Below are 12728 nucleotides of genomic sequence, written 5' to 3'. Positions count from 1 at the left end.
GTTGGATGACTTTCGCGTGCGGAAGTCATCCAACCGCCCGGATCGGCGTTGGCTACCGCAGCTCAGGCGCCGCAGCTCAGGCGCCGCAGCTCAGGCGCCGCAGCTCAGGCGCCGCGGCTCAGGCGCCGCGGCTCAGGCGCCGCGGCTCAGGCGCTGCGGCGGTCCGGCCAGATGAAGCGCGAGCGGTAGCGCTGCGCCCGGCGGGCGCGGTGCCCTGCCAGGTCGTCGACCGGCGCGGCGGGCCGGGTGGAGGTCGGCGCCGCAGCGTCCGGCTCGTCCCAGCGGGCAGCGAGCTTGCCGGTCTCGGGGTCGCGGATCCAGCGCAGCAGCACCTTGTCCTCGTCCCGGATCGGGTCGTGGCGCAGGTCGCGGTTGCGGAAGCGCGGCAGGGCGGCCAGCGCCTCGGCCCGCGGGGAGATCACGGCGCCCAGCGCCAGGCGCAGGCGGCGATCGAAGCAGGAGAGAAAAGCGAGGTTCATCGTTCGCTCCGTTTCCGCACGCGGCGGAAGCGGGGCGAACGGCGCTCCGACCCTAGGTCCGGCTCACGCCATCCACCCGGCCGTGGCCGAGTGCGATCCAGTGATGTTCGGGCGACGTCACCGCGGCCGGATCGGCCTTGGCGACGCCACGACTAGGGTGGTCGTCCATCTGTCTCTCGTTGTGAGATTGGCGCCGGGCGGGCCTGGGCTCGTCCGGCGTCACCGGCCATGTATGCCCGCGCCCCCGGAGAGTCAAGATCAAAGCGAACGCCGCGGAATGCCTGGGCCGCAGTGGCGTTTGGAACCGGCGTGCCCGCTGGTTTCGGGACTTCGGCGGCGACCGGAGTCGCATCCGATCGGCCCGGGCGGACTCCATCCCATGGTCCAATGACCCGTGGTCCGATGGAACGAACCTGCGGGCTTGTCCGATTGTTTGTTCTGCAGGGTCCGCTGCGGACGGCCGCAATGGGCCAGCCGACCGGGCGCGACGCGCGGTCGCCCGCAACCCTGGCCAGGAGGTCGCCTGATGCGCATCCTCTTTCCGTTCGCGGCCGCGCTCGCCATCGCCGCTGGCGGCGCCGCCGCCCATGGACCGGCGGCGTGGATCCAGAACGGTCAATACCGGAACCTGACCGGCACGCACGAGCATTGCTGCGGACAGAACGACTGTGCCGCCTTCGCCTCCCGCGACGTCCAGGTCCGTCCCGACGGCTATATGGTCCGGCCGCTCGGCCTGCTGGTGCCGACCGACCAGGCCCAGTTCAGCGAAGACGAGAAATACTGGCTCTGCCGCAAGCCGGACGGGTCGATGCGCTGCTTCTTCATCCCGAATGTCGGCGCCTGACGCGGGGGTCCGGCGAGGAGCATGACATGACCCGATCTCCTCTCGGCCCCCGTCACCGCATCGCGGCCGCCTCCGCTGCGGCGCTCCTGCTTCTCGGCGCGGCCGCCGACGCCCGGGCGGCGCTGCCGCCGTACTGGCAGCGCCTGCGGGAGATCCAGGCCATCCTGGACAGCAACGAGCTGGCGCAGAAGCTGCACGACACGCCGATCGACCGGATCGAGCGGCCGGGCGAGGACCTGTACCGGATCCAGGCGGGCCCCTGCACGCTGGACATCCGCATCGTCGACGATCCCCCCGACAGCGGCCAGCCGGCGGCGCCGGGCCCGCGCCGCTTCCATATCGAGACCGGCGAGGCCGCCTGCCGCTGATTCGCGGAACCGGCGCCGGCCCGGCGGCGTTGGCCGGGTGTGAAGGAGGCTCCCGCCGATGCACGCCTATTCCGTCCGGATCAACCCCGCCCGCCGCCAGGACCCGCTGTGGCGGGTTGTCGATCCCGAGAACGGCGCCGATTTCGTGAAGGACATGATGGTGTTCGCGGAGAGCCCCGAGGATGCCCGCCGCTATCTCGACGCGACCTTCCTGGCCACCGGATTCTCGCCCGACAAGCCGCCCCTGCGGGAGACCGGATCGCCGTGGCACGAACCCGACCTCGTCCGCATCGAGCCCGCCCCGGACCACGATGCGATCGCGCAGGCCGCCGGCCACAACCATGTGGCGCGGCGCGAGGGCCTGCTCAGCAACCCGAAGCGCGACCCGCTGTAGGCCTTATGCCGGGGCGAAGGTCGCCTTGTACCGCTCGCGCAAGGCCGCCTTCTGCACCTTGCCCATGGCGTTGCGCGGGATCTCCGCCACCACGAACACCGCCTTGGGCTGCTTGAACCGCGCCAGCTGGTCCTGCAGCGCCGCCTGGATCGCGGCGGGATCGAGCGGCGCGGCACCCGCCTGCATCTTCACCACCGCCGCCACCGCCTCGCCGAAATCCGGATGCGGCAGGCCGATCACCGCCGATTCCTCGACGCCCGGGATGGCGTCGATCAAGCTCTCGACCTCCTTCGGATAGATGTTGAAGCCGCCGGAGATGATCAGGTCCTTGGCCCGGCCGACGATCGAGACGTAGCCGCGGTCGTCCACCACCCCGACATCGCCGGTGATGAAGAAGCCGTCGGCCCGGAACTCGGCCGCGGTCTTCTCCGGCATCCGCCAGTAGCCCTTGAACACGTTCGGGCCCTTGACCTCGATCACGCCGATCTCGCCCTGCGGCAGCGGCTTCGAATCCTCGCCCACCACCCGCAGCGACACGCCGGGCAGCGGGAAGCCGACCGTCCCCGCCCGCCGCTCGCCCTCGAGCGGGTTCGAGGTGTTCATGTTGGTCTCGGTCATACCGTAGCGTTCGAGGATGGTGTGGCCGGTGCGCTGCCGGAACTGCTCGAAGGTGTCGGCCAGCAGCGGCGCCGAGCCGGAGATGAACAGCCGCATGTGCCGGCACTGCTCGGCCGTGAGGCCCGGCTGCTCCAGGAGCCGGGTGTAGAAGGTCGGCACGCCCATCATCACGCTGGCCTTGGGCAGCAGGCGCAGCACCTCGGTGGCGTCGAACCTGGGCAGGAACAGCATGGTCGCCCCGGCCGAGAGGGCGCAGTTGGTGGCAACGAACAGGCCATGGGTGTGGAAGATCGGCAGGGCGTGCAGCAGCACGTCGTCCGGCCGGAAGCCCCAGCAATCGTGCAGGGTCAGCGCGTTCGACAGCAGGTTGTCGTGGCTGAGCATCGCCCCCTTGGAGCGGCCGGTGGTGCCGGAGGTGTAGAGTATGGCGGCCAGGTCGTCCGGCCCGCGCGGCAGCGTCTCGAAGCTGTCCTGCTCCTGAGCCGCCGCCTCGGCCAGGGTCCCCTCCCCGGCCGCGCCGAGCGTCAGCACCGCCTTGGCTCCGGCCGGCCCGGCCACCGCCTCGATCTCGGCCAGCCGCGCCGGCTGGCACACCGCCAGGGCCGGCTCGGCATCGCCGGCGAAATAGGCGACCTCGCCCTTGGTGTAGGCGGTGTTGAGCGGCAGGTAGACCGCCCCGGCGCGCAGGCAGCCGAGATAGAGCGCCACCACCTCCGGCGACTTGTCGACCTGCACCATCACCCGGTCGCCCGGCGCCACGCCCAGGCGCCGCAGCAGATTGGCGTAACGGGCGCTGGCCGCCTCGATCCCGGCATAGGAGATGCGGCGGCCGTCGGCGAGCTCGAGCGCCGGCTTGGACCGGTCGGCGGGGAAACGGGCGGCCAGGGCGTGGGCGAGATTGGTCATTCGGCTCGGCGGGTCAGAGATAGGGCTTCAGCTGGCGCGCCACCGCACGGCTCGTCGCCACCTTCCCGGCATTGACGAAGGCCTCGTGGTTCCGCTCCAGCTCGGCCGGATCATAGAGGTAATTGACCAGAAGTCCCCAGCTCTGCTCCAGCCCCTTCGGCGCGGTGTCGCCGGCCCAGTTCAGCCGCTCCAGCCGGGCGCCGTTGCCGAGATGGAACCGCGCCACCAGGTCGACGGGCCGCCCGTTCGGCCGCAGCTCGGCGGCGAGATAGCGGGCGCAGAGGCCGATCAGCGCCGCCTTCAGGGTCTTGTCCGCGCCGACGGCGTCGATCCCGCCCGCCGCCAGCACCGGCGGCAGGGCTTCGGCCGCGGCCCGGACCGCGGGGTGCTCGTGCTTCGGCGCCGCCGTCTCCAGCCAGCGCCGGAACCCCGGGATGGGCGACAGGGTCGAGAAGGTCGTGAGGTTGGGCAGGGTCTGCTGCAGGTCGGCCACCACCTGCTTCAGCAGGAAGCTGCCGAAGGAGATGCCGCGCAGCCCCTTCTGGGTGTTGGTGATCGAATAGAAGATCGCCGTGTCGGCGGCGGCGGGATCGCCGACCGGGGCCTCCGGGTCCAGCAGCGGCGCCACCTCCCCCGCCAGGCCGCGCACCAGCGCCACCTGGACGAAGATCACCGGCTCGTTCGGCAGGGCCGGGTGGAAGAAAGCGTAGCAGCGGCGGTCCTCGGCCAGGCGCCGGCGCAGGAACTCCCAGCCCGGGATGGCGTGCACCGCCTCGTACTGGATCAGCTTCTCCAGGATGATCGCCGGCGTCTCCCAGGTGATCCGGCGCAGCTCCAGGAAGCCGCCGGAGAACCAGGAGGTCAGGACGTGCTTGAGGTCGGCATCCACGATCCGCAGCTCCGGCTTGCCGTCGGCGAGGTCGAGCGCATCGGCGCGTAGCCCGATCACGAATTCCGTGCCCTCGGGCAACATGTTGATGCGGCGCAGCAGTTCCTGCCGCGGCGGTTCCGCCGCCTCGGCCAGCGCCAGGGCGCCGGCGGCGCTGGGCTCGGCAACGAAGGCCCGGGCGGCGGCGGCGATGGCTGCGTGGTCGGGCCCGAACTCGCGCCCCAGCATGGTGAAGAACGCTTCCCGCCCGGTCGCATCCAGGCCGCGATAGAAGGCCACCAGCTCGCGCGCCAGCGCGATGCCGGAGGCCTCGCCGCGTTCGGACAGCAGCGCGCGGCAGAGGCCGCCCGGATCCCGCGGCAAGGACCGGCCGCGGCCGAAGGCGAAGAGCTCGAGGCCGCGATCGGCGATCGAGTTGATCAGGTCGGTGATCTGCATCAGATGCCCGTTCCGCTTCCACCAGACCCGGTCAGGCTAGTGCGCTTCCCGCCCATGGGACAATCTCGCCCGTCGCATGCCGGCGATCCCACCAATGAAAAGGGCGGCGCTGGTGGCGCCGCCCTTTTCCACGTGATCTTCCCTAGGTCAGTTGTTGTTCCGGCTGATGACCACCAGCGAGGCCGCCGAGATCGCCAGGCTCTGCACGATCGAGCCGACGTCCCGAATCAGCCGGGAGATGTCGAACGGGGTCAGGTCGCGCGGCACGATGATGACCGACCCAGGCGGCACCTTGACCGAGCTGTAGCTCCAGGACGACAGGTCGAGCGGCTGCGCCTGGCCGTTCGGCATGATGACGAAGGCGCGGCCGGAATCCGCCGATCCGGTCGTGCCGCCGGCGAAGTCGACATAGTCGTCGGCGGTCAGCTTGCCGTCGTACTGGACCGTGCCCGGGTTGAGCACTTCGCCCGAGACCGTGACGAAAAGCGGCCGCTTCGGCACGAACAGCTGGTCGCCCGCGTCCAGGGTGAAGTCGAGCTCGGGCCTGGCCGCCAGCACCGTCGGATCGGCCTCGATCACCACCCGACCGGCGGCCGGGATGCTCTTCAGCTCCGCGATCAGGCTCTGGATCGCCGGCAGGGCCGCGGCGGTGTTGCTGCTGCTGCTGCCGCTGCTCTGGGTTTCCTGGATCAGCTGCGGCAGCCCGGCCTGGATCTCGCGGGCGGTGCGCTCATAGCCCTGCTGCTGCTGCTGCCGCACGGCCGCGCGGGTGAACACCGCACCATAGGGGAAGGCCTGGTTGGTGTAGCCGCCGGACCGCTGGATCAGCTGCAGCAGGGTCTCGCCGCGGCGGATCACATAACGGCCGGGGTGGGTGAACTCGCCGGCCAGGGTGACCGTCCCGTCCTCGCGCAGCTGCGGGTTCTGCGGGATGCGGATGCTGTCGCCCGGATTCAGCTTGATCGACGCGGTGGTGGCGCCGAGGCTCTGCACCGAACGCCAGGAGCCGCTGAGATTGGACGGCGACAGGGTGGAGAAGTAGCCGACCTCGATGGCCCGGCGGTCGGCCTCGATCGTCGTGCCGCCGGCGATGTCGAGCACGGTGGCGAGCGAGGTGCCCGGGATGATCGGGTAGCTGCCCGGCACCCGCACCTGGCCTTCGAGCGAGACGACATGCTCGATCACGAAGGGCAGCAGGTCCGGAAAGTCGTCGAAGATCTCCGGGCAGGCGCGGTTGACCTGCAGGGAGTTGCTTCCCGTGGTGTTCTGGAAGGTCTGCCGCGCGTTGCGGAAGCGGCCGGTCGAATCGTTGCGCACCGCCTCCGCCAGGGACCGCAGGCCGAGGCAGCTGCTGCTGACGTTGACGGGTGGCGGCTGGCTGGTGGCCAGCGTCGGATTCAGCACCTGGGTGTTCTGGGAGAGATCCGAATCTGCCGAGCGGGCCTGGACCGGCGGGGTTCCGGCCAGCATCATCTGGACGTCGTCCCCGCCGAGATAGCGGACGTCCTCGCGCGACAGCACGATCAGCTTGTCGCGGTCGCGCAAGCGGATGTTGCCGCCGCCGCGCAGCGCCACCGCCAGATTGACCGGCACGAATTTGCGGATCCGCGTGGTCGGGTCGGTGGTCTGGATCACGCCAAAGGGCAGGTAGGCGTCATCCGCCAGGATCGGCGGGTCGGCCAGGAGGGCGCGGAGCGTCGGCGCGCTGCTCAACGGACGGACGCCGGCGACCGTGACGTTGCCGGTGATCGAGACGCTGCCGACGCGCAGATCCTGCGACAGTGTCACCTGGATGATGTCGTTGGTCTGCACCGGCACCGCGGTCTGGCCCGACAGGTTCTGCACCTGGTCCTGGCCGTTGCGGTCGAGCCGCAGCAGGTTGAACCGGTTGCCGGACGGCCGGATCGGCCCGCCGGCATAGTCCAGCATCTCGGCGACACTCAGCGGGCCGGCGGCGTCGGGCGGCATCTCGAAGATGCCCGGCCGGACCACGTCGCCGGCAACCGCGACGGTGCGCCCGACCGTCGGCACGGAGATCCGGTCGCCGTCCTGCAGCAGCAGGTCGGCCTCGTTGCTGTAGCCCATCAGGAAGCCGTACAGGTCGACCACCTTGGTCTGGCCCTGCCGGATCAGCGCGACCGTGCGCAGCGATCCCGTCTTCCGGATACCGCCGCCGGCGGTCAATGCGTCGACCAGGGTCGAGAAGCTGGTCAGCGTCTGGGTGCCGGGCTTGGTCACCTCGCCGGTCAGTGTCACCGAGATCGCGCGGACGTCGCCGAGGGACACGAAGGCCTCGGTCGAGACGTAGTTCTCCTTGACCCGGGTCTCGATCTCGCGGCGCAGGTCGCCGAAGGAGCGGCCGGCCGCCGGGATCGGCGGCAGGTCCTGCAGGATCAGCCGCCCTTCGCGGTCGACCGTCGCACTGATGCCCTGATTCACCTGGCCGCGCAGCGTGACCACGATCTGGTCGCCGATGCCGACGATGTAGCTCTCGCTGACCGCGCCGCTGACCACCTGGCTCGCCACCGCCCCGCCGCCGAAGACGTCATAGCCGAACTGGCCGATGTCGCTGCTCAGACGCCGCTGGTAGTCGGCCTCGATGCGCGAGACGGGCGCGGCGGTGACGGTCGAGCCCGGCAGGCCCGGCGAGAGCACTGCGGGTTCCGTGACCTGTGCGGGCGTCGTCGACGGGACGCGCGGTCCGCTCGGGATCGTCGTGCCGTCGGGTTGGACGCCCTGCTGCTGCAGCTGCGACGGGCTGATGCCGAGCTGCTGCAACTGGTCGACCAGCGCGTTCAGCTGGGCGTGGCCGGCGACCGGAGTCAGCACCAGAACGCCGCAGGCCAGGAGAGCCGGACCGATGCCATAACGAAGGGTCCATCGCAGTCGGCGCCCCTCGCCCCGCTCGTCGCGGCGACGTTCACTATGCACAGGCTTCATAGTCCCCCGCTTCACGCAAATGCCCGATCGCGGCGCTGATCGAGCCAACGCCCCCCAATATCCCCTCTTCTGGACGATCTGGCGGGCAAAGAAAACCGGAATTCACCCCTGCGCCTCTCAACCGGATACACAGACTTCGATCGGCCTTTCCCCCTGGCCGCGGATTTTCTTCAACCGTTCCAGGACCCGGCAGGCATAGGCGAACTGCCGGTCCGGGTTGCTCGAATGATAATGCGCGATCGCTTCCAGCCAATTTCCGTACTGATTGAACAACCGCCGCAGGAAATACGCGCCGTAGATCACATTGTATTGTGGCTGAAAGATGAGCGTGTAGTCCGGCAGTGTCTGCTTGTGATAGCGCAGCGAGATCTGCATGCAGCCGACGTCGATATTGGGGCTTTCGCCGCCGCCGTTGTCCTCGATCGCGGCCTTCATGGCGGCCAGGCTGCCCGGAAACATCGGCGTGCCGCCGACATTGAGGGCCCAGGGATAGGGATCGCCCTTGCCGCCCGATTCGGTCTGCGCGATCGCCAGCAGCATGCCGCGCGGGATGCCGAAGGCACCCTCCATCGCCAGGATATGCGGCGTGCAGCTCTCCTCTGCCCGCGCCGCCGCGGCCAAGCCGAGCAGGAGCGTCGCGAGCCCCGCGATCCGACCGAATCCCCTCACCAGCGTAACCGGCTTCCCCGCCAATCGAATGCAAGGCTTCTAGCACAAAGCATCGAGTCGGCAGAATACCGGCGTATCGGAGGAATGCCGCCGGATCAGACCGGCCGGCCGGCGCGGATGATCGCGCGGCATGGGTTGTAGGCGATGCGGTAGGACAGCTCGGCCGGATCGGCCACGTCCCAGAGCACCAGGTCGGCCGCGAGCCCCGGGGCCAGCCGGCCGCATTCCCCGGCCAGGCCCAGCGCCCGCGCGGCGTTGCGGGTGACGCCCGCCAGCGCCTCTTCCGGCGTCAGGCGGAACAGGGTGCAGCCCATGTTCAGCATCAGCAGCAGCGAGGTCGCCGGCGAGGTGCCGGGATTGTTGTCGGTGGCCAGGGCCATCGGCACGCCGTGCCGCCGGAACGCCGCCACCGGCGGCAGCTGGGCTTCGCGCAGGAAGTAGAAGGCGCCGGGCAGCAGCACCGCGACGGTGCCGGCCCGCCCCATTTCCTTCGCCCCCGATTCGCTGGTGTATTCGAGATGGTCCGCCGACAGCGCGCCGAACCGGGCCGCCAGCGCGGCACCGTCCTGGTCCGAGAGCTGGTCGGCATGCAGCTTCACCGGCAGATCGAGCGCCTTGGCCGCACGGAACACGCGTTCCACCTGCGCCGGCGAGAAGGCGATCCTCTCGCCGAACGCGTCGACCGCGTCGGCGAGGCCATCCCGCGCGATCGCCGGCAGCATCTCCTCGACCACGCGGTCGAGATAGCGGTCGGGCCGGTCGCGGTCCTCCGGCGGCACGGCATGGGCGCCGAGGAAGCTGCGCCGCACCCGCAGGCCGCTTTCCTGCCCCAGCCGGCCGGCGACGCGCAGCATCTTCGCCTCGGTCGCGAGGTCCAGCCCGTAGCCGGACTTGATCTCGACGGTGGTCACGCCTTCGGCCGCCAGCGCGTCGAGCCGCTTGCGGGCCGAGACCAGCAGCTCGTCCTCCCCGGCGGCGCGGGTGGCGGCGACGGTCGAGACGATGCCGCCGCCGGCGCGCGCGATCTCCTCATAGCCGGCGCCGTGCAGCCGCATCGCGAATTCGCGGGCCCGGTCGCCGCCATGGACCAGATGGGTGTGGCAGTCGATCAGCCCGGGCGTGACCCAGGCGCCGCCGGCATCCTCCACGGCCGCGGCCAGGCGGTCCGGCGCGCCGGGCAGGTCCGCCTGCCGCCCGACCCAGGCGATGCGGTCGCCCTCGATCGCGATCGCCCCTTCCGGGATGGCGCCGTAGCCGTCGCCCTCCATGGTCGCCAGCCGCGCATTGATCCACAGCCGATCCCACATACCGCTCTCCGTCAAAGCAGATGTTTTATAATTTGAGTTTTGCTATAAAACATCATCATGCGCGTTTCACCACCGCCCTCTGTCGACGAGCATCTCGGCCGTCTAGATTTGGAATCTCTAGAGCTGCTGTTTGGTGTCGGCATGGTGTCATCCGATGGTCAGTACCTCTCGTGGGACGAGGCTCGCTTCCGCCAGCCGCCTTCAGGACTGTCTACCGAGGACTGGTGGTTCGCCATGCGTTGGGCGCGGCGAAACAGCCGCACCATGCTGCCCCTTCTCGACAAGGCCGGCAAACGCTTCTGTTTCAGCGAACCACCGATCCTGCGATCCGGACTTCACTGGATCGACACTCAGGGCAGCGGCCAGATCCTGACAGAGACACCCGCCGCGACCAGCGCCCAGCGCGATCGCTACATCATGACCTCGCTGATCGAGGAAGCCTTTGCCAGCTCCGTCCTCGAAGGCGCGGCCACGACCCGACAGGCGGCGCGCGAGATGATCCGCGACCATCGCGAGCCGCGCAGCCTCGGGGAACACATGGTGCTGAACAACTATCGCGCCATGGAGTTCGTTCGCGAGCACGCCAACCAGCCACTGACACCGGCCGTCATCCTGGACCTGCACCGCATCGTCACGGAAGGAACCTTGGAGAAACCGGAGATGGCAGGTCGGCTGAGGCGGGCGGAGGACGACGTCAAGGTCGTCGATCCGCGCGACGGCGAAGTCCTGCACATCCCTCCGGCGGCCGACACGCTGCCGAAGCGGCTCGACACGCTCTGCGCCTTCGCCAACGACCTGAACCCGCCGCCGGACAAGTTCATCCATCCGGTGGTCCGGGCCATCATCCTGCACTTCATGATCGGCTACGACCACCCCTTCGTCGACGGCAACGGCCGGACCGCACGGGCTCTGTTCTACTGGTCCATGCTGCGGCAGAGGTATTGGCTGATGGAGTTCATCTCCATCTCCAGCATCATCCGCAGGTCGCCGGTGCAATACGCCAAGGCCTATCTGAACAGCGAGCTGGACGAGAACGACCTGACTTATTTCCTGTTCAACCAGACCAAGGTGGTGCGGCTCGCCATCGAAGGTCTGCAGAACTATCTCACCCGCAAGGCCCGGGAGATCGAGCTGGTCGAGACCTGGCTCGATGGAACCCCCCACGAGGGCCGGTTCAACCATCGCCAGCTCGACGTCCTCAAGACGGGCGCCCGGTCACCCGGCGCGCAGGTCACTGTCGATGGACACAAGAACAAGCATCGCGTCAGCTATCATACGGCGCGTGCCGATCTGGAGGACCTGCTCGCAGCCGGCCTGCTGCGCAAGCGCCAGGTCGGGCGCGGCAAGGCCTATGTCGCGCCGTCGGACCTCACCCAGAGGCTGCAGGGAAGGAAGAAGGGATCATCGTGACCACGCGCTATTTCGCCGAGACCGCCCTGCTGGCCGACGGCTGGGCCGAGAACGTCCTGATCGAGGTCGACGCCAGGGGCGACATCGCCGGCGTCTCGGCCGCGGCAGCGCGAGGGGATGCGGAACCGGTCGCGGGCGTCGTCCTGCCGGGCATGGCCAACCTGCACAGCCACGCCTTCCAGCGCGCCATGGCCGGCCTGGCCGAGACCGCGTCGGGCCCCGGCGACGATTTCTGGAGCTGGCGCGAGCAGATGTACCGCTTCGTCCGCGTGCTCGACCCCGCCCAGGTCGAAGCGGTGGCCGCCCAGCTCTATGTCGAGATGCTGAAGGCCGGCTACACCTGCGTGGCCGAGTTCCACTACCTGCACCACCAGCCGGACGGCACCCCCTATGCCGACCGGGCGGAGCTGTCGCGCCGGGCGATCGCGGCGGCGAAGGCGACCGGCATCGGCATCGCCCACCTGCCGGTGCTCTACGCCGCCGGCGGCTTCGGCGGGCAGAAGGCCGGCGACGGGCAGCGCCGCTTCCTGAACGACGTCGACGGCATTCTCGACATCGTCGGCCGGCTGCGGGCCGACCATGCCGGCGACCCGGATGTCCGCATCGGCGTCGCCCCGCATTCGCTGCGCGCGGTGCCGCCCGAGATGCTGGCGGCGACGGTGGCGGGCATGACCTCGGCCGATCCGGCGGCGCCGATCCACATCCACATCGCCGAGCAGGTCAAGGAAGTCGAGCAATGCCTGGCCTGGAGCGGCGCCCGGCCGGTCGAATGGCTGCTCGGCCACGCCGCGGTCGACAACCGCTGGTGCCTGGTCCACGCCACCCACCTGACCGAGGCCGAGACTGCGGATCTCGCGGCCAGCGGCGCGGTCGCCGGGCTGTGCCCGACCACCGAGGCCAATCTCGGCGACGGACTGTTCCCCCTCGCCCCCTATCTCGCCGCCGGCGGCGGGCTCGGCATCGGTTCGGACAGCCATATCTCGGTCGGGGTGATCGAGGAGCTGCGCTGGCTGGAATACGGTCAGCGCCTGTCGCACCGGAAGCGCGGCGTCGCTGCAGGGCCGGGCCGGCCTTCGGTCGGCGCCACGCTGTTCCAGGCCGCGATCGACGGCGGCGCCCGCGCGGTCGGCCGCGCCACCGGCCGGATCGAGGCCGGCGCACGAGCCGATCTCGTCGTGCTCGACCGCGACCATCCGGCGCTGATCGGTCGCCGCGGCGATACCCTGCTCGACAGCTTCGTCTTCGCCGGCAACGACTCGCCGATCCGTCACGTCATGGCCGGCGGCCGCTGGCGCGTCCGCGACGGCCGCCACGCCGACGAAGCCGCGGTGGCGGCACGCTACCGGGCGGTGATGGCGGCACTGCTGGCGTGATCGGGTAGGAGGGCGCCTTACGGCGGCCCTCCTCCCACACCACCGTGCGTACGGTTCCGTACACGGCGGTTCATGAGGCGCGGTTGAGGCGGC

The 12728-nt window shown here is 69.9% G+C and carries 11 protein-coding genes; 5 read left to right on the top strand and 6 right to left on the bottom strand.

Annotated features, from left to right (window positions below):
- Window positions 1-146: 146 nt before the first annotated feature.
- Window positions 147-479, bottom strand: coding sequence for a hypothetical protein (locus tag ACFW16_RS15240; protein WP_380306349.1), 333 nt, complete (start codon window positions 477-479; stop codon window positions 147-149).
- Between the two features lie 526 nt (window positions 480-1005).
- Here ACFW16_RS15240 and ACFW16_RS15235 point away from each other — a divergent pair.
- From ACFW16_RS15235 to ACFW16_RS15225, 3 genes are read left to right on the top strand one after another with little or no spacing between them, the layout of a single operon-like run.
- The gene (locus ACFW16_RS15235) at window positions 1006-1323 is read left to right on the top strand and encodes a hypothetical protein (protein WP_380306347.1); all 318 of its coding nucleotides are present in this window, start codon (window positions 1006-1008) and stop codon (window positions 1321-1323) included.
- 26 nt (window positions 1324-1349) lie between these two features.
- Window positions 1350-1691 carry a hypothetical protein gene (locus ACFW16_RS15230; protein WP_380306346.1) on the top strand — a complete coding sequence of 114 codons (342 nt, stop codon included), beginning with the start codon at window positions 1350-1352 and terminating at the stop codon, window positions 1689-1691.
- A gap of 58 nt (window positions 1692-1749) precedes the next feature.
- On the top strand, window positions 1750-2085 hold the full coding sequence (locus tag ACFW16_RS15225) for a hypothetical protein (protein WP_380306344.1): 336 nt from the start codon (window positions 1750-1752) through the stop codon (window positions 2083-2085).
- A 3-nt stretch (window positions 2086-2088) separates the two neighbouring features.
- On the opposite strand, the gene ACFW16_RS15220 is transcribed toward ACFW16_RS15225, so the two are convergent.
- From ACFW16_RS15220 to hutI, 5 genes are all read right to left on the bottom strand, one after another.
- The gene (locus ACFW16_RS15220; protein ID WP_380306342.1) at window positions 2089-3609 is read right to left on the bottom strand and encodes a malonyl-CoA synthase; all 1521 of its coding nucleotides are present in this window, start codon (window positions 3607-3609) and stop codon (window positions 2089-2091) included.
- A 13-nt stretch (window positions 3610-3622) separates the two neighbouring features.
- Window positions 3623-4936 carry a malonyl-CoA decarboxylase gene (locus tag ACFW16_RS15215; protein WP_380306340.1) on the bottom strand — a complete coding sequence of 438 codons (1314 nt, stop codon included), beginning with the start codon at window positions 4934-4936 and terminating at the stop codon, window positions 3623-3625.
- Window positions 4937-5083: 147 nt separating this feature from the next.
- Complete coding sequence (locus tag ACFW16_RS15210) at window positions 5084-7765, bottom strand: SLBB domain-containing protein (RefSeq protein ID WP_380306338.1); 2682 nt, start codon at window positions 7763-7765, stop codon at window positions 5084-5086.
- A gap of 228 nt (window positions 7766-7993) precedes the next feature.
- A complete protein-coding gene (locus ACFW16_RS15205; RefSeq protein ID WP_380306336.1) occupies window positions 7994-8569 on the bottom strand; it encodes a lytic transglycosylase domain-containing protein in 576 nt (191 codons plus the stop codon).
- Between the two features lie 71 nt (window positions 8570-8640).
- On the bottom strand, window positions 8641-9852 hold the full coding sequence (gene hutI, locus ACFW16_RS15200) for an imidazolonepropionase (protein WP_380306334.1): 1212 nt from the start codon (window positions 9850-9852) through the stop codon (window positions 8641-8643).
- Window positions 9853-9909: 57 nt separating this feature from the next.
- Here hutI and ACFW16_RS15195 point away from each other — a divergent pair, with 57 nt between their 5' ends.
- Together ACFW16_RS15195 and ACFW16_RS15190 are read left to right on the top strand one after the other, a co-directional pair.
- On the top strand, window positions 9910-11262 hold the full coding sequence (locus tag ACFW16_RS15195) for a Fic family protein (RefSeq protein WP_380306332.1): 1353 nt from the start codon (window positions 9910-9912) through the stop codon (window positions 11260-11262).
- The gene (locus tag ACFW16_RS15190) at window positions 11259-12635 is read left to right on the top strand and encodes a formimidoylglutamate deiminase (protein WP_380306330.1); all 1377 of its coding nucleotides are present in this window, start codon (window positions 11259-11261) and stop codon (window positions 12633-12635) included. The genes ACFW16_RS15195 and ACFW16_RS15190 overlap by 4 nt, the downstream gene beginning before the upstream one ends.
- Window positions 12636-12728: the final 93 nt, after the last annotated feature.

The organism is Inquilinus sp. NPDC058860, assembly GCF_042743185.1.
Classification (GTDB): Bacteria; Pseudomonadota; Alphaproteobacteria; order DSM-16000; family Inquilinaceae; genus Inquilinus.
The sequence above is the reverse complement of the archived record's forward strand: the minus strand, read 5'-3'. Positions and strand labels throughout refer to the sequence as shown.

Bases quoted from the DNA above. Each gene is read 5' to 3' on its own strand.
- ACFW16_RS15230 (WP_380306346.1), top strand. From the start codon at position 1,350: ATGACCCGATCTCCTCTCGGCCCCCGTCACCGCATCGCGGCCGCCTCC.
- ACFW16_RS15220 (WP_380306342.1), bottom strand. From the start codon at position 3,609: ATGACCAATCTCGCCCACGCCCTGGCCGCCCGTTTCCCCGCCGACCGG.
- ACFW16_RS15225 (WP_380306344.1), top strand. From the start codon at position 1,750: ATGCACGCCTATTCCGTCCGGATCAACCCCGCCCGCCGCCAGGACCCG.
- ACFW16_RS15240 (WP_380306349.1), bottom strand. From the start codon at position 479: ATGAACCTCGCTTTTCTCTCCTGCTTCGATCGCCGCCTGCGCCTGGCG.
- ACFW16_RS15235 (WP_380306347.1), top strand. From the start codon at position 1,006: ATGCGCATCCTCTTTCCGTTCGCGGCCGCGCTCGCCATCGCCGCTGGC.
- hutI (WP_380306334.1), bottom strand. From the start codon at position 9,852: ATGTGGGATCGGCTGTGGATCAATGCGCGGCTGGCGACCATGGAGGGC.
- ACFW16_RS15215 (WP_380306340.1), bottom strand. From the start codon at position 4,936: ATGCAGATCACCGACCTGATCAACTCGATCGCCGATCGCGGCCTCGAG.
- ACFW16_RS15195 (WP_380306332.1), top strand. From the start codon at position 9,910: ATGCGCGTTTCACCACCGCCCTCTGTCGACGAGCATCTCGGCCGTCTA.